Raw genomic sequence first — 22210 nt, 5'->3', positions numbered from 1 at the left:
CGTCTTCGTCTGGCCCTCGAACTGCGGCTCGCTCAGCTTCACCGAGATGATCGCCGTCAGACCCTCGCGGATGTCCTCACCCGTGAGGTTGTCGTCCTTCTCCCGCAGCAGCTTCTTGTCCCGCGCGTACTTGTTGACCAGAGACGTCAGCGCCGCACGGAAACCCTCCTCGTGCGTACCGCCCTCATGCGTGTGGATGATGTTGGCGAACGAGTACACACCCTCGGTGTAACCGTTGTTCCACTGCATCGCGATCTCGACCGAGAGCATGCGCTCCCGGTCCTCGGCCGCCACGTCGATGACGGTCGGGTGGATCAGCTCGCCCTTGCGCGAGTTGAGGTACTTCACGAAGTCGACGATGCCGCCCTCGTAGCAGTACGAGACCGTGCGCGCGACGTTGTCGTCGGCCTCCTCGGCCGTGTCGGCGCCGACGGTGGCCTTCGCGGACTCGCGCTCGTCCGTCAGCTTCAGGGTGAGGCCCTTGTTGAGGAAGGCCATCTCCTGGAAGCGGCGCGAGAGCGTCTCGAAGGAGTACTCGGTGGTCTCGAAGATGTCCGGGTCGGCCCAGAACGTCACCGAGGTCCCGGAGTCCGAGACCTCCTCGTGCTTGGCCAGCGGAGCGGTCGGGGCACCGAGCTTGTAGTCCTGGGTCCAGCGGTGGCCGTCGCGCTTGATCTCGACGGAGACGCGGCTGGACAGGGCGTTCACGACGGAGACGCCGACGCCGTGCAGACCGCCGGAGACGGCGTAGCCGCCGCCTCCGAACTTGCCGCCCGCGTGCAGGACGGTCAGGACGACCTCGACGGCCGGCTTCTTCTCCACGGGGTGGATGTCGACCGGGATGCCTCGGCCGTTGTCGATCACGCGCACGCCACCGTCGGCGAGGATGGTGACGTCGATGGTGTCCGCGTGGCCGGCCAGGGCCTCGTCGACGGAGTTGTCGACGACCTCGTAGACGAGGTGGTGCAGTCCTCGTTCACCGGTCGAGCCGATGTACATGCCGGGTCGCTTGCGGACGGCGTCCAGGCCCTCGAGGACTGTGATCGCGCTGGCGTCGTACGAGGTGGTGACCTCGCCGTTCTCGCCGGCTGTGGACGGAGTGTTCTCGTTGGGGTTGCCGGAATCGGCCACGAAGCGCCCTTTCTGGCACAGCACAGGCCAGACTCCGAGCAAGCACCGGTGCGAGCAGGAGCGGCTGCGTCGATCTGCGTTGTCAGCGTTTTCAGCGGGATCCCGCGAGCAGGGCGGGATTATCTACCAGTCTACCGGTAGCGCTGACATGAATGGGGGTTTGCCGGTACCTGAGTCCGCATGTGCCGCCCTGAACCTCCGTCGTCCGACTCCCCATATCCGGGAAGGGGCTCAAAGAGGCTCACACGGGCTTTCAGCGCTTCGGGCTGTCAACCTCCGGCTACCGTGAGGGACACCTCACTCCACAGGGGTCCCTCAGGTGTCCTGACGGGCTGGGTTCAGCCCCGGTTCCCGTCGTTCCGGGTGGTTCCGGGGGCCCTCAGCCGGCCCGAGTACGAGGGCCTGCCGGTGTTCGGCGACAGCACCTTGATCAGCCGTACCGTGCCCTGCCCGAGGTCCTCGTTCAGCCGCGCGACCAGCTGCGCGCTCAGCATCCTCAGCTGGGCCGCCCAGGCGTCCGAGTCGCACTGCACGTGCAGCTCGCGCTTGTCCGGGTCGTCCTCGTACTTCAGCGGTACGCAGTGCCGGGCCAGCTCCGGGCCCACCAGCTCCGGCCAGCGGCGCATCACGCCGGCCACCGCGAGGGGGTTCTCCCAGCCGTGCTCGGTCTGGAGCCGGGACAGCGCGGTGCCCAGCCGCATCGGGTCGCGGCCGTCCGCCCGGGCGCCCGAGCGCAGCCCGCCCCGCTGCTTCTTCCCGTCCCTGCCGACGGCCTGGCCGCGGGCCCGCGCCGCCTCCTTCGCGGCCGCCAGCGCCTGGCGCGCCAGGTCCACCCCGGAGGGCTCCGGGACCTTGCGGGGCTCCTCGCCGCCGCCCGCCGTGCCTTCCCCGTCCGTCACAGCCGGGTCACCTCGCCGTTCGAGACTGCGTACCGGGCGCCCACCAGGACGTCCGGCACGTCGTCGTCCACCGCCGCCGTCACCAGGACCTGCTCGCCCGGCGCCACCAGCTCCGCCAGCCGCTCGCGGCGCCGGGCGTCGAGCTCGGCGAAGACGTCGTCCAGCACCAGCACCGGCTCGTTCCCCTCGGAACGGAGCAGGTCGTACGAGGCGAGCCGGAGCGCCAGCGCGTACGACCAGGACTCGCCATGGCTCGCGTACCCCTTGGCCGGCAGGTCGCCCAGCCGCAGCAGCAGCTCGTCACGGTGCGGGCCGACCAGGGTGACGCCCCGCTCGATCTCCTGCTTGCGGGCCTCGCCGAGGGCGGCGACCAGGGCCTCGTACAGCTCCTCGCGGGTGCGGTGGACGGCCGCGTCCACCGGCTCGCCCACCGAGCTGCGGTACGTGAGCCCGAGCGGGCCGCCACCGGGGGCGAGCTGCTCGTACGCCTTGTCGGCGAGCGGCTGGAGGGTGGCGATCAGGTCGAGCCGCTGGGCCAGGAGCTCGGCCCCGGCCCGCGCCAGGTGCTGGTCCCACACGTCGAGCGTGGACAGGTCCATGGAGCGGCCGCCGTGCCGGCGGGCCATGGCCGCCGACTTCAGGAGGGTGTTGCGCTGCTTGAGGACCCGCTCGTAGTCGGAGCGGACGGCGGCCATCCGCGGGGAGCGCGCGGTGATCAGCTCGTCGAGGAAGCGGCGGCGCTCGCCGGGGTCGCCCTTCACCAGGGCCAGGTCCTCGGGGGCGAAGAGCACGGTGCGGACGATCCCCAGCACGTCCCGCGGCCTGACCTGCGAGGACCTGTTGATGCGGGCGCGGTTGGCGCGGCCCGGGTTCAGCTCCAGCTCGACCAGCTGCTGCCGTTCCCCCTGGGTGACGGCGGCGCGGATGACGGCGCGGTCGGCGCCCATCCGCACCAGCGGTGCGTCGGAGGAGACGCGGTGGCTGCCGAGCGTGGCGAGGTAGCCCACCGCCTCGACCAGGTTGGTCTTGCCCTGGCCGTTCGGGCCCACGAAAGCGGTGACGCCCGGGTCGAGGGGGACCTCGGCCCGGGCGTACGAGCGGAAGTCGGCCAGCGACAGGTGCGAGACGTGCATGGTGCGGCCGACCTCCCCCGGCTCCTGCTGTTCGTCCCCAGCCTGTGGACGGGGACGGCGTACTACTTCTTGGTCTCGACCGCGTGGCCGCCGAACTGGTTGCGCAGCGCGGCGATCATCTTCATCTGCGGGGAGTCGTCCTGGCGCGAGGCGAAGCGCGCGAACAGCGACGCGGTGATCGCGGGCAGCGGCACCGCGTTGTCGATCGCCGCCTCGACCGTCCAGCGGCCCTCGCCGGAGTCCTGGGCGAAGCCCTTGAGCTTGTCGAGGTGCTCGTCCTCGTCCAGGGCGTTGACCGCCAGGTCGAGCAGCCAGGAACGGATGACCGTGCCCTCCTGCCAGGAGCGGAAGACCTCGCGGACGTCGGTGACCGAGTCCACCTTCTCCAGCAGCTCCCAGCCCTCGGCGTAGGCCTGCATCATGGCGTACTCGATGCCGTTGTGGACCATCTTGGCGAAGTGGCCGGCGCCGACCTTGCCGGCGTGGACCGCGCCGAACTCGCCCTCGGGCTTGAGGGCGTCGAAGACCGGCTGCACCCGGGCGACGTGCTCCTTGTCGCCGCCGTACATCAGCGCGTAGCCGTTCTCCAGGCCCCAGACACCGCCGGAGACACCGCAGTCGACGAAGCCGATGCCCTTCTCGGCCAGCTCGGCGGCGTGCTTCTCGTCGTCCGTCCAGCGGGAGTTGCCGCCGTCCACGACGATGTCGCCCGGCGAGAGCAGGCCGGCCAGCTCGTCGACGGTCGACTGGGTCGCCTCGCCGGCGGGGACCATCACCCACACGACGCGCGGGGCCTGGAGACCGTCCACAAGCTCCTGGAGGCTGTGGACATCCGCGAGGTCCGGGTTGCGGTCGTATCCGATGACGGTGTGGCCTGCGCGGCGGATGCGCTCGCGCATGTTGCCGCCCATCTTGCCGAGACCGACGAGACCGAGCTCCATCAGGTGGTTCCTTAACTGTGTGTGCGGTTTCGTACCCGCGTCCGAGCCTACGCCCGGACGCGGATCCACACCTTCCCCCGGGCGCCGCCCGGGGTGCCCCGCGTCAGCCGGACAGACGCACCGGCATGATCAGGTACTTGTACGCCTCGTCCGCCTCGGCGTCGACGGCCGGGCGGCCGCTCAGCAGCGCGGGCTTCGTGGAGGTCGTGAAGGACAGCTGGGCGACCGGGGAGTCGATGGCGCTCAGGCCGTCGAGCAGGAAGGTCGGGTTGAAGGCGATCGAGATGTCGTCGCCCTCCAGCTGTGCGTCCACGCGCTCCACAGCCTGTGCGTCGTCGCTGGAGCCGGCCTCCAGGATCAGCACGCCCTGCTCGAAGCTCAGCCGGACCGGGGTGTTGCGCTCGGCGACCAGCGCCACGCGCTTGACGGCCTCGACGAACGGGGCGGTCTCGATCACGGCGACGGAGTTGAACTCGGTCGGGAAGAGCGTGCGGTACTTCGGCAGGTCGCCCTCGAGCAGGCGGGTGGTGGTGCGGCGGCCCGCGCCCTCGAAACCGATCAGGCCCTCACCGGCGCCGGAGCCGGAGAGCGCCAGCGTGACCGTGTCACCGCTGGTCAGGGACTTGGCGGTGTCCAGCAGGGTCTTGGCGGGCACCAGGGCGACGGCGGAGGCGTCCGGGCTCTCGGGCTTCCACAGGAACTCGCGGACGGCGAAGCGGTAGCGGTCGGTGGAGGCCAGGGTGACCCGGTCGCCCTCGATCTCGATGCGCACACCGGTGAGCACGGGCAGCGTGTCGTCGCGGCCGGCGGCGATGGCCACCTGGGCGGCGGCCGACGCGAAGACCTCGCCGGGGACGGTGCCGGTGGCGGTGGGCATCTGCGGCAGAGCCGGGTACTCCTCCACAGGCAGGGTGTGGAGTGTGAACCGCGAGGAGCCGCAGACCACGGTCGCCCGTACACCGTCTGTGGAAATCTCCACCGGGCGGTTGGGGAGGGCGCGGCAGATGTCGGCGAGCAGCCGGCCGGAGACCAGGACGGTGCCGTCCTCCTCCACGTCCGCCTCGACCGAGACGCGGGCCGAGACCTCGTAGTCGAAGCCCGAGAGGCTCAGCGAGCCCTCCTCGGCCTTCAGGAGAAGGCCCGCGAGAACGGGCACCGGCGGCCGGGCCGGGAGGCTACGGGCCGCCCACGCCACCGCCTCCGCGAGTACATCGCGCTCCACCCGGATCTTCACCGGAACCGCCTCCTGCTGTTGCTGGCTCGCCCTGCTGGCCTTCGTCGTCGGCTGAATGCCGGAGACCAGTCTGACGTACGGCGCCGACAGTCGGTGCTGCTGCCCGTCAAGTCGAGCCGAAGTCGTCGGGAGAGCCGAGAGGCGAGTTGTGCACAGGCCCTGCTTGAAAACCGATCCAGGCCTAACTGTCTATGGGGGTAGTAGTAGGGCCTGTGGATTCCGTGGATAACCGCGTCCGCGCAGGTCAGCAACCGTTTTTTGTCCACCGGTCCTGTGGGCGGCGGCGGTGGACAACAGGGGTCTCCTGTGGAGAAGCGAAAGTTCTGCACAGTCCGTCCCCAGGTGACCCGGGGTACTCCACAGCTCTGTCCCCAGCTTTACCCCGTTTCCCCACAGGCAAACCATCCACATCGGTGTGACGCCTTTCACTCGGGGCGGTGAGAGGGGCGGTGTGGTTGCCGAACAGTGGACAACCGTGTGGAGAAGCTGGGGAAAGCTGGGGACAACCGGCCCCGGGCTGTGGGCCACCGGTGGACAACCATGGGGACGGCCCTGTGGACGGCATGATCGTCCACAGCCTGTGGACTGTCGTCGCGCACAATTCCACAGCCCCCTGACCAGCCCTGATGCTCCATCAACAGGGCTGCCTGTGGACGGAATGTGGGTGGCGGAGCGAGTCCCCAGGGTGTGGACGGGAAAAAGTCCAAGATCTGTGGAGGACACCCGTAACCAGGCGGTTAATCGAACAGATCCTGCTGTTCACGCGAACGGCCTAGCGAATCGCCGAGGCCCGTGGGGAGGCCGGATCGGGCTCCGAAGGCCGCCCAGAGACCGCCCAGAGACCTCCCACGGACCGCTCAGAGACCTCGGCACGGCCCCCGGACGACCCCGCAGGGCCCCCGGGAACGGCGAAGGGCGCTCCGGGAGCGAGTCCCGGAGCGCCCCTGAGGCGGTGCGGTCAGCCGTTCTTGATGCGGTTGGTCAGCTCGGTGACCTGGTTGTAGATGGAGCGCCGCTCGGCCATCAGCGCGCGGATCTTCCGGTCGGCGTGCATCACGGTCGTGTGGTCGCGGCCGCCGAACTGCGCGCCGATCTTCGGCAGCGACAGGTCGGTGAGCTCCCGGCACAGGTACATCGCGATCTGCCGGGCGGTGACCAGCACGCGGCTCCGGGAAGAGCCGCAGAGGTCGTCCACCGTCAGCCCGAAGTAGTCGGCGGTGGCCGCCATGATGGCGCCGGCGGTGATCTCGGGTGCGGTGTCCTCGCCGCCCGGGATCAGGTTCTTGAGCACGTCCTCGGTCAGGCCGAGGTCGACTGGCTGCCGGTTCAGGCTGGCGAACGCCGTGACGCGGATCAGCGCGCCCTCCAGCTCGCGGATGTTCCGCGAGATCCGGGAGGCGATGAACTCGAGCACCTCCGGCGGTGCGTTCAGCTGCTCCTGCACCGCCTTCTTGCGGAGGATCGCGATCCGGGTCTCCAGCTCGGGCGGCTGGACGTCCGTGATCAGCCCCCACTCGAAGCGGTTGCGCAGCCGGTCCTCCAGGGTCACCAGCTGCTTGGGCGGCCGGTCCGAGGACAGCACGATCTGCTTGTTCGCGTTGTGGAGCGTGTTGAAGGTGTGGAAGAACTCCTCCTGCGTCGACTCCTTGCTCGCCAGGAACTGGATGTCGTCGACCAGCAGGATGTCCATCTCGCGGTACCGCTTGCGGAAGGCGTCGCCCTTGCCGTCGCGGATGGAGTTGATGAACTCGTTCGTGAACTCCTCCGAGCTCACGTACCGCACCCGGGTGCCCGGGTACAGGCTCCGCGCGTAGTGCCCGATCGCGTGGAGCAGGTGCGTCTTGCCCAGACCGGACTCGCCGTAGATGAAGAGCGGGTTGTACGCCTTGGCCGGCGCCTCGGCGACGGCCACCGCGGCGGCGTGCGCGAAGCGGTTCGACGCCCCGATGACGAAGGTGTCGAAGAGGTACTTGGGGTTCAGCCGCGCCGTCGGCTCGACCGGGCCCGAGGAGGAGCCGGACGAGGGCGGGGGCGGAGCGGCCTTCGGCTCGGCGCGCTGCTGCTCGTACGGCTTGGGCTCGTACGAGGGCTGCTCGAAGGACGGCTGCTCGTACGCGGGCTGCTCGTACTGCTGGGGCTCGTACGGCTTCGGCTCGTACGGGCGGGGCTCGTAGGACGGTCCCGGCTGCTCGTACCCGCCGGACCCGGAGGGCGACGCGTACGGGTCCCGCTCCTGGAAGCCGCCCAGGCGCGGCTGCTGCCAGCCGTACTCCTCCTGCTGGGAGGGGCGCGGCCAGGCGCCGGGCTCGGGGCGCTGCTGCTGGTAGTCCGGGTAGGCGGGACGGGCCGTGGGCAGCTGGTCGTAGCCGTCGTCGTAGCGCGGACGGTCCTGCGGGGCGGGCGGCGCGGGCGCCGGTGCCGGCTCGCCGACGGAGTCGTCCACCGTGATGGCGATCCGGATCGGGCGGCCGCACTCGCGGCTGAGGGTCTCGCTGATCAGCGGGGCCAGCCGGCCCTCCAGCACGCGCTTGCCCCATTCGTTGGGGACGGCCAGGAGGGCGGTGTCGGCGACCAGCGCGAGCGGCTGGCAGCGCTCGATCCACTGCTTGTCCTTGGCCTCGATGCCCTGCTGTCCCTCTCCCAGGAGCTGCTCGAGAACCCTCGGCCACACTGCGGCAAGATCGGCAGGTACGTCAGCCACAGGGCACGCTCTCTCACAGGTCCCACGAATGTGTGGTTCTTTGGGACGGTCGGGACAAAAAAATGCGGGGTCAAGCCAAGGTAGTCAGCGCGACCCGTGCGGTTCAAGTTGTTGTCCACAGGCTGTGCACAGTGCGGGTCGGGCTCGGCTCGGTTTGACCGGATGGACTAGTCCCGCGTACCGTAACCAGGTCGAGTTGTCGATGGCTGCTGCCGCCTGCCTACCGATGGGCGAAGATCACGGATTGTGATCGTTTAGCGGTGTCCACTCGGGCGATCACGCGATAGTTCCTCGTGGGCGCACGGTGACAGCCAGGCGATGTACCGCCACAACGATTCATTTTCTGGAGCCCCCGAGTGAGCAAGCGCACCTTCCAGCCGAACAACCGCCGTCGCGCCAAGACCCACGGCTTCCGTCTGCGTATGCGTACCCGTGCCGGCCGCGCGATCCTCGCGAACCGCCGCGCCAAGGGTCGCAGCGCCCTGTCCGCGTAATCGCGCACAGGTCATGACGTCGTGCTGCCTACCGAAAATCGGCTGAGGCGGCGCGAGGACTTCGCGACCGCGGTACGACGAGGCCGCCGGGCCGGCCGCCCGCTCCTCGTCGTCCACCTACGTACCAGCGGTGCAACGGACCCGCACGAGCCGGGGGACTCAGCTTCCCCGACGCGTGCGGGTTTCGTCGTCAGCAAGGCAGTCGGCGGCGCGGTCGTCCGCAACCAGGTCAAGCGCAGACTGCGCCACCTGGTGCGCGACCGGCTCGCCGAGCTGCCCCCCGGTAGCCTGGTGGTGGTACGTGCGCTGCCCGGATCGGGCGACGCCGACCACGAACAACTGGCCCGGGACCTGGATGCCGCCCTGCTGCGGCTGCTGGGAGGCGTGGCTCGATGAAGTACCCGCTGCTCGCTTTGATCAAGCTGTACCAGTGGACGATCAGTCCGCTGCTCGGGCCGGTGTGCCGCTACTACCCGTCGTGTTCGCACTACGGGTACACGGCCATCGACCGGCATGGTGCGGTGAAAGGGACGCTTCTGACCGCCTGGCGGATCCTGCGGTGCAATCCGTGGTCCCCCGGCGGAGTCGATCACGTCCCACCTCGCAAACGCCCGCGTTGGCACGAACAACTGCGCAGTGCGTTGCGTAGACCTCGCAATGCTCAAGGAGCCTGATTAGTGGACACGATTGCCAGTCTGTTCAGCTTTATCACCACGCCCGTGTCGTGGGTCATCGTCCAGTTCCACAGTCTGTACGGGGCGATTTTCGGTCCTGACACCGGTTGGGCCTGGGGACTGTCCATCGTTTCCCTGGTGATCCTGATCCGCATCTGCCTGATCCCGCTCTTCGTGAAGCAGATCAAGGCCACGCGGAACATGCAGGCGATCCAGCCGAAGATGAAGGCCATCCAGGAGCGCTACAAGAACGACAAGCAGCGCCAGTCCGAAGAGATGATGAAGCTGTACAAGGAGACGGGTACCAACCCGCTCTCCTCGTGCCTTCCCATCCTGGCGCAGTCGCCGTTCTTCTTCGCCCTGTACCACGTACTCAGCAACATCGCGAACAACAAGCCGATCGGCGTCATCGACCAGTCGCTGCTCGACAGCGCCCGTCAGGCGCACATCTTCGGCGCCCCGCTCGCCGCGAAGTTCACCGACAGCGCCGAGAAGGTCGAGGCCCTGGGCGCCTCGCTGACCGACGTGCGCATCGTGACCGCGGTCATGATCGTGCTGATGTCGCTGTCGCAGTTCTACACGCAGCGCCAGCTGATGCAGAAGAACGTCGACCTCACGGTCAAGACCCCCTTCATGCAGCAGCAGAAGATGCTGATGTACATCTTCCCGCTGATCTTCGCGGGCATGGGCATCAACTTCCCCGTCGGTGTCCTCGTCTACTGGCTGACCACCAACGTGTGGACCATGGGCCAGCAGATGTACGTGATCAACCAGAACCCCACCCCGGGTTCGAAGGCTCAGGACCAGTACCTCCAGCGCCTGCTCAAGCACGTCGCCTCGCACGGGAACGTCAAGGGTCGTCGTCGCAAGAACGTCGTCGCCGCGATCGTGGCCAAGGGCCCGGACCGCAACGACAACGAGCGGAAGTTCGTCTCCGCCCTGGCCAAGCAGGGCCTGGCCGCCCAGGCGGACGGCACGGTCTCCAAGAGCACCGTGGCCACCGCCGACGCGGACTCCGCCAGCAGCTCCGCCGCCAGGCGGCAGCAGCCCAAGCGGCAGAGCAAGTCGCAGCGCCAGACCCCCAAGACCTCTCCCAAGAAGTAAGAAGGAGTCCATCCCGTGACGGAAGGCACCACCTCCGCCGCCGCCGAGGGTGGCGACACCCTCACCCGCCTCGAGCAGGAGGGTGAGATCGCGGCCGACTACCTCGAGGGTCTGCTCGACATCGCCGACCTCGACGGTGACATCGACATGGACGTCGAGGCCGATCGTGCCGCTGTGTCGATCATCAGCGACTCGGGCAGCCGCGACCTGCAGAAGCTGGTCGGGCGCGACGGAGAGGTCCTGGAGGCGCTCCAGGAGCTGACCCGGCTCGCGGTCCACCGCGAGACCGGTGACCGCAGCCGTCTGATGCTGGACATCGCCGGCTTCCGCGCCAAGAAGCGCGAGGAGCTGACGGCGATCGGCGTCAAGGCCGCGGACGAGGCGAAGAGCTCCGGCGAGCCGGTGAAGCTCCAGCCCATGACGCCGTTCGAGCGCAAGGTCGTGCACGACGCGGTCGCGGCCGCGGGCCTGCGCAGCGAGTCCGAGGGCGAGGAGCCCGAGCGCTTCGTCGTTGTGCTCCCGGCCTGACCGGAATAGTGGAGTGGTCGGCCCCGTCTGTATCGCAGACGGGGCCGAAGTTTGTCAGCCTGGCATTTCAACCAGCACATGTGAGTCGACCGCAGTGCGTACGGAAGGACGGTCCCCCGTGACGGAGGCAGCAGCTGAGCTTCCCCCGGCGCCCGAAGAGGCGCGGACGGTGTTCGGTGAGTATTTCCCGGAAGCTGTCCGCTACGCGGAGCTGCTGGCGGACGCGGGGGTCAAGCGCGGCCTGATCGGTCCGCGTGAGGTGCCCCGCCTCTGGGAGCGGCACCTGCTGAACTGCGCCGTGCTGGCCGAGGTGGTGCCCGAGGGCGTCACCGTCTGCGACGTCGGCTCGGGCGCGGGACTGCCGGGCATTCCGCTCGCCCTGGTGCGGCCGGACCTGAAGATCACCCTCCTTGAGCCGCTGCTGCGGCGGACGAACTTCCTGCAGGAGGCCGTGGAGCTGCTGGGCCTGGACCACGTGACCGTGGTGCGGGGCCGTGCCGAGGAGATGCTGGGCAAGCTGCCGCAGGTGCACGTGGTGACCGCTCGTGCCGTGGCTCCGCTGGACCGACTGGCCGGCTGGGGTGTGCCGCTGCTGCGTCCGTACGGAGAAATGCTCCTGCTGAAGGGCGACACCGCTGACGAGGAGCTGCTCGCCGCGAAGACGGCGCTCTCCAAGCTCGGTGTGGTGAAGACCTCGGTGCTCCAGGTCGGTGAGGGCGTGGTGGATCCGATGTCCACCGTGGTCCGGGTCGAGGTGGGTGAGAGCCCCGGTGGCGTGCGGTTCGCGGCGAAGCGGGCCAAGGCCGCGCGCGTGGGGCGGTCCCGCAGGCGCCGTTGAGGTCCCGACGGTATGGATTTCGGAGTGTCGTAGCGGGATGAAGTGCCCGCGCGTGCATCGTGTTTCACGTGAAACGTCGCTCTCTGCTGCACGGAATCATCAGCCGCGGCCGAGCGGTTGCGTCCCCCCGCAACCGCCAGGAGACGGGGGTCGCGGAGTTGTCCACATCTGTGGATTCATCCACAGGAGTACGGGCCCCGCTGGTTCGCACCCCCGTAGACATGGGAGGCTCTGTTCATTCCGAGCCTGAAGTCGAGGAGAGTGAATCCGTGCGGTCCGACGCCAACCTCGCGGGGCCGGTGGCCGACCCGGTCCCCGGACCCCGCACCGAGTCCCCGGGGATGGGGGCATCCCCAGCGGACGCGGCGGGAGATGTTTCACGTGAAACACCGCCTCCGATGGACGACACCCCCATCGGCCGTGCGGCCCAGCTGGCGGTCGAGGCCCTGGGCCGTGCGGGTGAAGGACTTCCCCGTCCGGAGCAGACGCGGGTCATCGTGGTCGCCAACCAGAAGGGTGGCGTGGGCAAGACCACCACCACGGTGAACCTGGCGGCCTCGCTGGCGCTGCACGGAGCCCGGGTGCTGGTCATCGACCTGGACCCGCAGGGCAACGCCTCGACCGCGCTGGGCATCGACCACCACGCCGAGGTCCCCTCGATCTACGACGTGCTCGTCGAGAGCCGGCCGCTGCTGGAGGTCGTCCAGCCGGTGCCGGACGTCGAGGGCCTCTTCTGCGCGCCCGCCACCATCGACCTGGCGGGCGCCGAGATCGAGCTGGTGTCCCTGGTGGCTCGGGAGAGCCGACTGCAGCGGGCCATCCAGGCGTACGAGCAGCCGTTGGACTACATCCTCATCGACTGCCCGCCCTCCCTGGGCCTGCTCACGGTCAACGCCCTGGTGGCGGGGGCCGAGGTGCTGATCCCGATCCAGTGCGAGTACTACGCGCTGGAGGGCCTGGGGCAGCTGCTGCGGAACGTCGACCTGGTGCGGGCCCACCTCAATCCGGCCCTGCACGTCTCGACGATTCTGCTCACCATGTACGACGGCAGGACCCGGCTGGCCTCGCAGGTCGCCGAAGAGGTGCGCAGCCACTTCGGCAACGAGGTCCTGCGGACGAGCATCCCGCGCTCGGTCCGTATCTCGGAGGCGCCGAGCTACGGCCAGACGGTGCTCACCTATGATCCGGGCTCCAGTGGCTCCCTCTCCTACCTGGAAGCTGCGCGCGAGATCGCGCTGCGCGGAGTGGGGATCCAGTACGACGCCCAGCACGCCCATCTGGGCGGTGGCAGTAACAGCACGCAGAACATCTCGGAGGGGATCCAGTGAGTGAGCGACGTAGAGGGCTTGGGAGGGGGCTCGGCGCTCTGATCCCTGCGGCTCCGCAGGAACAGTCGGGTCCGGTGGTGGGTGCGGGGTCGACCTCGCCCGCGGCCGTACCGGTGCTGACGGCGGAGCGCGGAGTGGCGGCCGCCAAGGTGGCGACCCTGCCGCACGCGACTGTTTCACGTGAAACGGAGGTGCCGGAGCCGGCGGCCGTCGAGCCCGAGGCCGCTGCGGTGGCCGGTGCGACCTTCGCGGAGCTGGAGCTCGACTCCATCACCCCGAACCCGCGCCAGCCGCGTGAGGTGTTCGACGAGGACGCCCTGGCAGAGCTGGTCACCTCCATCCAGGAGGTCGGCCTGCTCCAGCCCGTCGTCGTGCGCCAGCTCGGCCCGGAGCGCTACGAGCTCATCATGGGTGAGCGCCGTTGGCGTGCCTGCCGTGAGGCCGGCCTGGAGCGGATCCCCGCGATCATCCGCGCGACGGACGACGAGAAGCTCCTCCTGGACGCGCTCCTGGAGAACCTCCACCGGGCGCAGCTCAACCCCCTGGAAGAGGCGGCCGCGTACGACCAGCTCCTCCAGGATTTCAACTGCACCCACGACCAGCTCGCGGACCGCATCGGGCGGTCCCGTCCGCAGGTGTCCAACACGCTGCGTCTGCTGCGGCTGTCTCCCCCGGTGCAGCGCCGTGTCGCCGCGGGCGTCCTGTCCGCGGGCCACGCCCGTGCGCTCCTGTCCGTCGAGGACTCGGAGGAGCAGGACCGCCTCGCGCACCGCATCGTCGCCGAGGGCCTCTCGGTCCGCGCGGTCGAGGAGATCGTCACGCTGATGGGGTCGCAGCCGACCAGCTCGGTGAAGCCGAAGGGTCCCCGCGCGGGGACCCGGGTCTCTCCCGCGCTGACGGAGCTCGCCTCGCGGCTCTCCGACCGCTTCGAGACCCGGGTCAAGGTGGACCTCGGGCAGAAGAAGGGCAAGATCACCGTCGAGTTCGCCTCCATGGACGACCTGGAGCGGATCCTGAGCACGCTGGCTCCTGGTGAGGGGCGTGTGCTCGCGCAGGGCGACAGCGAGAGCTGAGCCGCGGACGGATCAAAGGGCGGGCTGAGGCCCGCCCTTTGCTTTTCGTCGGTGTCGGCGCCAGGGCTCCGTGGCTACGATGCAATCAGCTATGGCGTATCCACTCGGAGACACCTCATGAAGAGGGGGCGGGGGCCATGCGATCGGTGAGACGCACCGGCCTGCTGACGGCGGGCCTGGGACTCGGAGCCGTAGGAGGGTTTGTCGGATCATGGGTCGTCGGCTTGTACCGCTCACGCTGGACAACCTCCAGGACCTCCCCAAGCGTTGCCGGGCTTGTGTCTTCTGGGAGCTCGACCCGGTCAGCGGCGAAGCCGCGATAAAGGCCGGCACCCCGGAGCTGGAGAAGGAGGCGTGGATCTCCGCCGTCCTGCTGGAGTGGGGCTCCTGCGGGCGGGTGGTCTACGTCGACGACGTGCCGGTGGGCTTCGTGCTCTACGCGCCGCCCGCCTATGTCCCGCGGGCCATCGCCTTCCCCACGAGCCCGGTCTCGCCCGATGCCGTCCAGCTGATGACGGGCTGGATCATGCCGGGCTACCAGGGACAGGGGCTCGGCAGGGTGATGGTGCAGACGGTCGCCAAGGATCTCCTGCGGCGGGGCTTCAAGGCCATCGAGGCATTCGGGGACGCCCGGTGGGATGGTCCGGCGTGCATGCTGCCGGCCGACCACCTTCTGGCGGTGGGGTTCAAGACGGTGCGCCCGCACCCCGTGCACCCGAGGCTGCGGCTGGAACTGCGCTCCACGCTGTCCTGGAAGGAGGACGTGGAGCTCGCCCTGGACCGTCTCCTGGGAGCGGCCCGCAAGGAGCCGGTGCTGCGTCCGCTCTGAAGGCTTCGGGGAGCGGGAGCCCCGGGCTCGGAACGCGAAAGGGGGCCGCCCTGGTGGGCGGCCCCCTTTCGATGTTTCACGTGAAACATGGCTCCACGTGAAACAGGAGGGTCTTACTTGGCCTCGATGAAGCCGTCCAGGTCGCGGAGAAGAGCGGCCTTCGGCTTGGCGCCGACGATCGTCTTGGCGATCTCGCCACCCTGGTACACGTTCAGCGTCGGGATGGACATGACGCCGTACTTCGCGGCCGTCGCCGGGTTCTGGTCGATGTTGAGCTTGACGATCTCGATCTGGTCGCCGTGCTCGGCCGCGATGGCCTCAAGGGACGGAGCGATCTGGCGGCACGGGCCGCACCACTCCGCCCAGAAGTCGACCAGGACGGGCTTCTCGCTCTTGAGCACAACCTCGTCGAAGTCCGCGTCGGTCACGTTCTTCAGGGTGCCGGCCACTGGGGCCTCCTTCTTCTTTACTGCGGTGGGGTGTGGGGGAAGGCGGTCAGACGGTCGCGGCCGCGTGCTCCGAGTCGGAGAGGGCCGCGAGGAAGCGCTCCGCGTCCAGCGCGGCGGAGCAGCCGGTGCCGGCGGCCGTGATGGCCTGGCGGTAGGTGTGGTCCACGACGTCACCGGCACCGAAGACACCGGTGAGGTTGGTGCGGGTCGAGGGGGCGTCCACCTTGAGGTAGCCCTCCTCGTCCAGGTCCAGCTGGCCCTTGAACAGCTCGGTGCGCGGGTCGTGGCCCACGGCGATGAAGAGACCGGTCACCGCGAGCTCGGAGGTCTCGCCGGTCTTGGTGTTGCGCAGCGTCAGACCCGACAGCTTCTGCTCGCCGTGGATCTCGGCGACCTCGCTGTCCCAGGCGAACTTGATCTTCGGGTCGGCGAACGCGCGCTCCTGCATGGCCTTCGAGGCGCGCAGGCTGTCACGGCGGTGGACGATGGTGACCGACTTGGCGAAGCGCGAGAGGAAGGTCGCCTCCTCCATCGCGGTGTCGCCGCCGCCGACGACGGCGATGTCCTGGTCCTTGAAGAAGAAGCCGTCGCAGGTCGCGCACCACGAAACGCCGCGGCCGGACAGGGCGTCCTCGTTCGGAAGGCCGAGCTTGCGGTGCTGCGAGCCGGTGGTGACGATCACGGCCTTGGCGCGGTGGACGGTGCCCGCGGTGTCGGTGACGGTCTTGATCTCACCGGTGAGGTCCACGGCGACGACGTCGTCCGGCACCAGCTCGGCGCCGAAGCGCTCGGCCTGGGCACGCATGTTGTCCATGAGGTCCGGGCCCATGATGCCGTCACGGAAGCCGGGGAAGTTCTCGACCTCGGTGGTGTTCATCAGCGCGCCACCGGCGGTGACGGCACCCTCGAAGACGAGCGGCTTGAGCGATGCGCGTGCGGTGTACAGGGCGGCGGTGTAACCGGCCGGCCCGGAGCCGATGATGATCACGTTACGGACGTCGCTCACGGGTGCTTTCCTCGTCTCTGCGGACTGCCTGCTGACTACCGGGGGGCCGGTCTCTGGTCTCACCCCACCCAACGGATCCTACGGCGCCCGCATTCCCCGGTTGTCCGCCCCGTGGACCGGGGCTGTCAGGTCCGGGGGTAGGTACCGGTCAGCAGGACCTGTCCGCGGCCGGTGGGATCGGAGACCGTGCAGGCCGAATCCACCACGTAGGCATCGGCACGAGAGGCGTCACCGCGGTGGGGGAGGAGCACCAGATAGGCGTCGTGCCCCTGGAAGATCCCCCGTTCGGCGGCGAGGGGCGGGTCCGTCCGGCCCGTGCCCGCGACCACACACGCCGGCAGCGTCCCGGCCATGGGCTTGCCGGTCTCCATGAGCTCGGGCTTCGGGGCCGTCCGCTCGTCGAAGGTGCTCGCGGTGCCGGAGGGTGCCTGGGCGTTCCGGTCGCCGCCCAGCAGCCGCTCGACGTCGGCGGGCAGGCGTGCGGCGCTGTACTCGCCCGGACCGTCCGCGGAGCTGACCGCGGTGGCGTCCTTCTTGGTGTCCGAGGCGCCGTTCATGCCGAGGTTCTGGAAGAGGAGGAGCCCGACGGCACAGGCCGCGGCGGTCGCGATGCCGGTGAGGACGGCCACCCTGCGACGGCTCCGAGCGCGGCCGGGCCCGGTCGCTCCTGCGGCGCGGCCTGCCGGACGGGTGGAGGGGGCCTTCTTCGGAGCCACGGGGGCGGCCGATGTTTCACGTGAAACATCCGCAGCGGTCCGCACGGGGGCGGAGGGCTCGTGGGCCGTGTCGCCGGGGGCGATGGTGTCCAGCAGCGCCTCGGCCGCCAGGGCGGCGTCGATGCGTCCGGCGATGTCCGCCGGCATGCGCTGTGGTCCCGGGAGGGTGCCCAGGAGGCCTCGGATCTCCTCCAGGGACGCCCGGACGTCCGCGCACAGCGGGCATGCGGTGAGGTGCGTGCGCACCTCGGTGGTCCTGGCCGGCGAAAGGAGGCCTTCGGTGAGATCGGAGATCTCCGAGACGTCCGGGTGCCGGATCGTGCCGGTCGTGGAAGTCACGCTCGCCCACCTCCGCCCTTCACAGCATCTGGGTCCCTGGATTCTGCTGCTGGTGGGACGGGTGTCCCCTGCGACCGGTTCCTTCCCCGGTCAGCGGCACTGTTATCCCCGGCATTCGAGCGCAGATGAGTGAGCAGGGGAAGAAGTCTTGCCCGGCCCCGGGCACAGCGGCTCTTCACGGTGCCGGTCGGGACGTCCAGCACCTGTGCCGCCTCGGCCACCGGGTAACCCTGCATGTCGACCAGGACCAGGGCGGCACGCTGCTCGGCGGGAAGGGTGTTGAGAGCGGCCAGCAGCTCACGGTGGAGGTCCTGGCGCTCGGCGGGCGCTTCGGCCGACTCATGGGGCTCCAGGAGCCTTTCGAAGGCCTCCGGATCGTCCACCGCGGAGGTCCTGCGCGAGGCCACCTTGCGGGCCCGGTCCAGGCACGCGTTCACGGTGATGCGGTGCAGCCAGGTGGTCACCGCCGACTGGCCCCGGAAGGTGTGCGCGGCGCGGTAGGCGGAGACGAGGGCGTCCTGCACGGCGTCCGCCGCCTCCTCACGGTCCCCGAGGGTGCGCAGGGCGACGGCCCAGAGCCGGTCGCGGTGACGGCGTACCAGCTCACCGAAGGCTTCGGGATCGCCGGCGACATGTCTGGCCAGGAGTTCCTGGTCGCCGATGCCCCCGGATGCGGCGTCGTCCAACGGTGAGCCCCCTCCCCCTGTCGTCCTGTCAGCCGGTGAACTTCACGTCGGTGATGCCCTGCTTGTAGCCGGACCGGCTGAACTCGTCGCTGCCGGACCTGGGCACGTCGGTCAGCCAGAGGACCACGTAGCGCGTCTTCTTCGGCTCCTTGGCCTTGAGTACCAGTTTGTCGCCCGACGTGGTACCCGATGCGATCTTCTTCTTCGGGTCGAGGGCGGCACTGGTGGACATCGAGTCGACCGCGTAGAGCGTGGCCGTGGTGTGGTCACCGCTGTAGCGGAGTGCTATCGACGCGGCGCTGACCTCCTTCTCGGAGCCCAGGTCGAAGACGAGGCCGACCCCCTCCTTGAAGGGGGCGAGCTTCGGTCCGTCGACGTAGCTCTTGGAGCGCCAGTAGGTGGAGGCGTCGCCGTCGTAGGCGTTGGCCACGCCGTCCCGGTTCTGTGACGTGCCGTCGGGGAAGTACTCGTCGGCACCCTTGACGGCGAGCGGGATGGGCTCCTTGTTCTTCGGGCCCTCCTCGCCCTCCTCCGTCTGGGACTGGGTGGTCCCTCCCCCGCTCTTGCGGTCGAGGATGGTGTCGGCCAGCTGCCAGCTGCCCAGGCCGAGCGCGGCGATCAGCAGCGCGGCCACGCCCCACTTGAGCACGCGGCCGGTGCCGCTCTGGAGCGGCGCGGGCGGCGGTGCCGTCGCGATGACCTGGGTGACGCCGCCGGGGCGGGCGGCGGCGCGCCCGTAGGTCCCCTGCTGGTAGGTGGTCTGCTGGTACTCGGGCGGGGCGGCGAAGGTCGGCTCCGGGGGGCGGATGCGCGGCATGGCGGCGACCGCCTTCGCCAGCTCCTCCGGGGTGGTGCAGGGCGGTTCCTGGCGAGAGGCGGTGGCGCCGTCGTTGGCGAGGGCCCGCATCGCGATCTCGGCCAGTCCCCGGTGCACCCCGGCCCGGACCTGGTCCGGGGGCAGCAGGCCGACGCCCTTGGGCAGGCCCGACAGGCCGTACGCGTCGTTCTCGTACGGCCAGCGCTGGGTGAGGGAGGCGTAGAGCAGCGCGCCGATCGCCTCGGTGTCCGCCCGTTGCGGGGTGTCGCTGCTGATCCCGCGCAGCGCGGCGTTCACGGCCAGTCCCCGGATCCGGTACTGGCCGGTGGACGTGCGGAGTATCGCGCTGGGCGTCAGCCGCAGGTGGGCCAGACCCTCCCGGTGGGCCGCGGCCATGGCCTGCGAGACCTGGGTGACCAGTTGGTACGACTCGTGGGCCTCCAGCGGGCCCGCGGCGAGCAGTGCGGTCAGCTCCGTGGAATCCGGCAGCCACTCGTGGACGACGTAGACGAGGTCGTTCTCCTCGACCGCGTCCAGGACCTGCACGAAGCGGGGATCCCCGAGCAGGGCGGAGGAGCGGGCGGCGGCGAGCACGGACCGGGCGCGGGGGTGGTCCGCGGGCAGCAGGTGGACCCCCACGGCCCGGCGCAGCTTCTCGTCCATGGCACGCCAGGAGCTGAAACCGTCCAGACGGGTGACGCACTCCTCGAGGCGGTAGCGTCTGGCCAGCTTGTGGCCGCTGTGCAGTTCGGGTGCGGAGGCCGCGCTCCTGCCGCGCTCGCCCTCCGTCTCGGCCGTGGTCTTGTCCGTCGCCTGCCGGGATTCCTGGGTGTCTGCCGCCCCGTCGGCCGTGGCCTTCTCCGCCTTGGCGGTCAGCGGCTCGCCGCCGCTGTTGTCGGCCACGTCGACGGCAGCCGTGCTACGTTCCGCCACCGTCGTTCCTGCCTCCCCATCCGTTGCGCGCTGTCGGCCAGTCTGCAAAGCCATGCCAATTGTGCCCACAGTCCGCCGCTATGCACGACACGCGTTGGCGGCGGAAGGTTGTGCTGGACCTACTCCCCGGGCCGCCGGCCGGGGACTACCCCGCCCGGCGGCAGCCGGAGCGTTCAGCGGCCCAGACGTCCGCGGACCATCCCGACCATCGCGTTGAGTTCCTCGATCCGCATGCGCTTGGCCGCCACGAAGAAGACGCCCATCAGCACGACCCCGCCGGCCAGCAGGGCGGCCAGGGAGGCCAGCGCTCCGCTGCCGAGCAGTCGGATGACGGCGAAGGCCACACCGCCGCCGAGCGCGGCCGCCGGGACGCAGGCGCCGGCGAGGCGCGCGTACGTCCGCACCACGTGGGAGCCGTCGAGGTCGCCGCCGAGGCGGGTGCGCAGGCGGCGCCAGGCGACACCCACGCCGACCGCGTAGGCGAGGCCGTAGGCGCCGGCCATGCCGACCACGGCCCAGCGGGCGGGCAGGACCACGAACGCCAGACCCGAGACCGCCGCGTTCACGGCGGCCACGATGACCGTGTTGTAGAAGGGGGTCCGGGTGTCCTCGTAGGCGTAGAAGCCGCGGAGCACCACGTACTGCACGGAGTACGGGATCAGGCCGAGGCCGAAGGCCATCAGCACGTAGCCGATGTTCTGGGCGCCGCTGCCGGAGCCCGCGTACAGCAGCGTGGCCATCGGAACGCCGAGCGCCAGGAAGGCGAACGCACAGGGCACGATCGCCACGGCCGAGGTGCGCAGGCCGTACGAGATGTCGTCGCGGACCGCCGCGGCGTCCCCGTCGTGGGCGGACCGCGAGATGCGGGGCAGGACCGCGGTCATCACGGAGACGGTGATGATGGCCTGGGGCATCTGCCAGAGCGCCAGCGCGTAGTTGTAGGCGGTGATGCCCGTACCGGAGTGGCCCTGCTTGTCCGCGACCGATCCCGCCCAGGTGGCGAGCTGGGTGACGACCACGAGGCCGACCTGGTTGGCGAGGACGAAGAAGAAGGTCCACTTGGCGAGGCCGACGGCCTTGCCGAGGCCGTGGCCGCGCCAGTCGAAGCGCAGCCGGGGCTTGAAGCCCGCCTCGCGCAGGTACGGGACCATGGCCAGGGCCTGGACGGTCAGGCCCAGCAGGGTGCCGATGCCCAGCAGCCGCACGCCCTCGGGGGTCACCGAGGCGGCGCTGACGTGGGTGCTGGTGAAGCCGCCGAAGGCCCAGATGAAGGCGCTGAAGGTGGCGATCACGACGATGTTGTTGAGGACCGGGGTCCACATCATCGCGCCGAAGCGGCCGCGGGCGTTGAGGATCTGACCCATCACCACGTGGACGCCCATGAAGAACATGGTCGGCAGGCAGTAGCGGGCGAAGGCGACCGCCACCTCGTTCTGCTGCGGGTCCGAGGCGATCTTCGGGGACATCATCGCGATGAACAGCGGGGCGGCCAGGACGCAGACGGTGGTGACGCCCGCGAGCAGCACCACGACCAGGGTCAGCAGCCGGTTGGCGTAGGCCTCGCCGCCGTCCTCGTCGTTCTTCATCGCCCGGACCAGCTGCGGGATGAAGACCGCGTTGAGCGCGCCGCCGCCGACGAGGATGTAGATCATCGTCGGCAGGGTGTTGGCGATCTGGTAGGTGTCGTTGAACGTGCCGACACCGATCGCGGTGGCCATGACCAGGGTGCGCAGGAAGCCGGTGATGCGGGAGACGATCGTGCCCGCGGCCATCAGCGCACTGGACTTCAGCAGGCTCGCCGCGCGGCCGGCCGGCTTGCTCGGGGCCGGGGCGGCCACCGGGGCGTCCTCGGCGGGCGCGGCCGGCGCCGCCTGCTGGTCGCGGTAGAGGTGCGCGAAGGCGTCCGGCTCGGGCCGGGCGTCCGTGGCCTTGGTCACCAGCGCGTCCACGCCCACGAACTGGGTGGTGGTGGCGTGGTCGCCGTACGGAAGGTGGCGGGACGGGCCGTCGGGCTCGGGCGGCGGGGTCTGGGCCCAGACGCGCGGGTCCGGTGAGTGAGCGGGCGCGGCCGGCCGGTCGTACAGCGGACCGGGCTCCCGGAACGTGCCGGGTGCCGGCGGCGGGTGCGCCGCGCGGTCGTACAGCGCCTCGGTCACCGGGTCCTGGGCGGCCAGGTCCTGGGCACGGTACGGGTCCTGTTCGTAGGCCTCCTGGACGTACGGGTCCTGGGCAGGAGCGGCGGGCGGCGGGACCTGCCCCGGTACGGGTGCGTCCTGGCCCGTCTCTCTGGTGCCGCTCGCGCCCTGCGCGCGGTCACCGTCGTACGGCGCGTTCATCGAAACCCCACCTCATCGTCC

Annotated in this window: 21 protein-coding genes; 9 read left to right on the top strand and 12 right to left on the bottom strand. The window is 69.9% G+C overall.

All coding sequences use genetic code 11. The annotated features are described in order from the left end of the window. The 6 genes from ACIQUR_RS25660 to dnaA form a co-directional block, all read right to left on the bottom strand. Positions 1 to 1155 (bottom strand): ATP-binding protein (locus ACIQUR_RS25660; RefSeq protein ID WP_403668539.1); only part of this gene is annotated, 1155 nt, incomplete at its 3' end. A 314-nt stretch (positions 1156 to 1469) separates the two neighbouring features. Next, complete coding sequence (locus ACIQUR_RS25655) at positions 1470 to 2030, bottom strand: DUF721 domain-containing protein (RefSeq protein WP_403668536.1); 561 nt, start codon at positions 2028 to 2030, stop codon at positions 1470 to 1472. Beyond that, entirely contained in the window at positions 2027 to 3163 is a 1137-nt protein-coding gene (gene recF / locus ACIQUR_RS25650; protein WP_403668533.1) for a DNA replication/repair protein RecF, read from the bottom strand. Before recF ends, ACIQUR_RS25655 begins: the two co-directional genes overlap by 4 nt. Before the next feature lie 62 nt (positions 3164 to 3225). After that, positions 3226 to 4104, bottom strand: coding sequence for a phosphogluconate dehydrogenase (NAD(+)-dependent, decarboxylating) (gene gnd, locus ACIQUR_RS25645; RefSeq protein WP_403668530.1), 879 nt, complete (start codon positions 4102 to 4104; stop codon positions 3226 to 3228). Positions 4105 to 4207: 103 nt separating this feature from the next. Next, positions 4208 to 5338 carry a DNA polymerase III subunit beta gene (dnaN, locus tag ACIQUR_RS25640; RefSeq protein ID WP_399944052.1) on the bottom strand — a complete coding sequence of 377 codons (1131 nt, stop codon included), beginning with the start codon at positions 5336 to 5338 and terminating at the stop codon, positions 4208 to 4210. Between the two features lie 958 nt (positions 5339 to 6296). Then, the gene (gene dnaA / locus ACIQUR_RS25635; protein ID WP_403668567.1) at positions 6297 to 7781 is read right to left on the bottom strand and encodes a chromosomal replication initiator protein DnaA; all 1485 of its coding nucleotides are present in this window, start codon (positions 7779 to 7781) and stop codon (positions 6297 to 6299) included. A gap of 614 nt (positions 7782 to 8395) precedes the next feature. Here dnaA and rpmH point away from each other — a divergent pair. The 9 genes from rpmH (at position 8396) to ACIQUR_RS25590 (ending at position 14907) form a co-directional block, all read left to right on the top strand. Next, positions 8396 to 8533, top strand: coding sequence for a 50S ribosomal protein L34 (rpmH, locus tag ACIQUR_RS25630; RefSeq protein WP_030457638.1), 138 nt, complete (start codon positions 8396 to 8398; stop codon positions 8531 to 8533). 21 nt (positions 8534 to 8554) lie between these two features. Then, positions 8555 to 8929, top strand: coding sequence for a ribonuclease P protein component (gene rnpA, locus ACIQUR_RS25625; protein WP_403668525.1), 375 nt, complete (start codon positions 8555 to 8557; stop codon positions 8927 to 8929). Then, positions 8926 to 9207, top strand: a complete 282-nt coding sequence (yidD, locus tag ACIQUR_RS25620; protein ID WP_399944060.1) for a membrane protein insertion efficiency factor YidD — start codon at positions 8926 to 8928, stop codon at positions 9205 to 9207. The genes rnpA and yidD overlap by 4 nt, the downstream gene beginning before the upstream one ends. 3 nt (positions 9208 to 9210) lie before the next feature. Further along, positions 9211 to 10311 (top strand): membrane protein insertase YidC, encoded by a 1101-nt coding sequence (gene yidC, locus ACIQUR_RS25615; RefSeq protein ID WP_403668522.1) that lies wholly within the window; start codon positions 9211 to 9213, stop codon positions 10309 to 10311. A gap of 15 nt (positions 10312 to 10326) precedes the next feature. Continuing rightward, positions 10327 to 10839: a protein jag gene (locus ACIQUR_RS25610; RefSeq protein ID WP_403668519.1), complete on the top strand. Its 513-nt coding sequence runs from the start codon at positions 10327 to 10329 to the stop codon at positions 10837 to 10839. Positions 10840 to 10957: 118 nt separating this feature from the next. Next, positions 10958 to 11677, top strand: a complete 720-nt coding sequence (rsmG, locus tag ACIQUR_RS25605) for a 16S rRNA (guanine(527)-N(7))-methyltransferase RsmG (protein ID WP_403668517.1) — start codon at positions 10958 to 10960, stop codon at positions 11675 to 11677. 221 nt (positions 11678 to 11898) lie between these two features. Next, complete coding sequence (locus ACIQUR_RS25600) at positions 11899 to 13005, top strand: AAA family ATPase (RefSeq protein WP_403668514.1); 1107 nt, start codon at positions 11899 to 11901, stop codon at positions 13003 to 13005. Beyond that, on the top strand, positions 13002 to 14078 hold the full coding sequence (locus ACIQUR_RS25595; RefSeq protein ID WP_403668511.1) for a ParB/RepB/Spo0J family partition protein: 1077 nt from the start codon (positions 13002 to 13004) through the stop codon (positions 14076 to 14078). Before ACIQUR_RS25600 ends, ACIQUR_RS25595 begins: the two co-directional genes overlap by 4 nt. A gap of 211 nt (positions 14079 to 14289) precedes the next feature. Beyond that, positions 14290 to 14907 (top strand): GNAT family N-acetyltransferase, encoded by a 618-nt coding sequence (locus ACIQUR_RS25590; RefSeq protein WP_403668509.1) that lies wholly within the window; start codon positions 14290 to 14292, stop codon positions 14905 to 14907. Positions 14908 to 15020: 113 nt separating this feature from the next. On the opposite strand, the gene trxA is transcribed toward ACIQUR_RS25590, so the two are convergent. The 6 genes from trxA to murJ all read right to left on the bottom strand — a co-directional run bounded on the left by trxA (position 15021) and on the right by murJ (position 22189). Beyond that, on the bottom strand, positions 15021 to 15356 hold the full coding sequence (trxA, locus tag ACIQUR_RS25585; RefSeq protein WP_403668506.1) for a thioredoxin: 336 nt from the start codon (positions 15354 to 15356) through the stop codon (positions 15021 to 15023). A 46-nt stretch (positions 15357 to 15402) separates the two neighbouring features. Next, positions 15403 to 16362 carry a thioredoxin-disulfide reductase gene (gene trxB / locus ACIQUR_RS25580; protein WP_403668499.1) on the bottom strand — a complete coding sequence of 320 codons (960 nt, stop codon included), beginning with the start codon at positions 16360 to 16362 and terminating at the stop codon, positions 15403 to 15405. Between the two features lie 125 nt (positions 16363 to 16487). Continuing rightward, positions 16488 to 17417, bottom strand: coding sequence for a hypothetical protein (locus tag ACIQUR_RS25575; protein WP_403668496.1), 930 nt, complete (start codon positions 17415 to 17417; stop codon positions 16488 to 16490). Further along, positions 17414 to 18103 carry an RNA polymerase sigma factor SigM gene (gene sigM, locus ACIQUR_RS25570; RefSeq protein WP_403668493.1) on the bottom strand — a complete coding sequence of 230 codons (690 nt, stop codon included), beginning with the start codon at positions 18101 to 18103 and terminating at the stop codon, positions 17414 to 17416. Before sigM ends, ACIQUR_RS25575 begins: the two co-directional genes overlap by 4 nt. A gap of 28 nt (positions 18104 to 18131) precedes the next feature. After that, positions 18132 to 19853, bottom strand: a complete 1722-nt coding sequence (locus ACIQUR_RS25565) for a protein kinase family protein (RefSeq protein ID WP_403668489.1) — start codon at positions 19851 to 19853, stop codon at positions 18132 to 18134. Positions 19854 to 20026: 173 nt separating this feature from the next. Next, positions 20027 to 22189, bottom strand: a complete 2163-nt coding sequence (gene murJ / locus ACIQUR_RS25560; protein WP_403668487.1) for a murein biosynthesis integral membrane protein MurJ — start codon at positions 22187 to 22189, stop codon at positions 20027 to 20029. Positions 22190 to 22210 lie beyond the last annotated feature (21 nt).

This window comes from Streptomyces sp. NPDC101132 (assembly GCF_044759225.1).
In the GTDB taxonomy this organism is placed as follows: domain Bacteria; phylum Actinomycetota; class Actinomycetes; order Streptomycetales; family Streptomycetaceae; genus Streptomyces.
The sequence above is the reverse complement of the archived record's forward strand: the minus strand, read 5'-3'. Positions and strand labels throughout refer to the sequence as shown.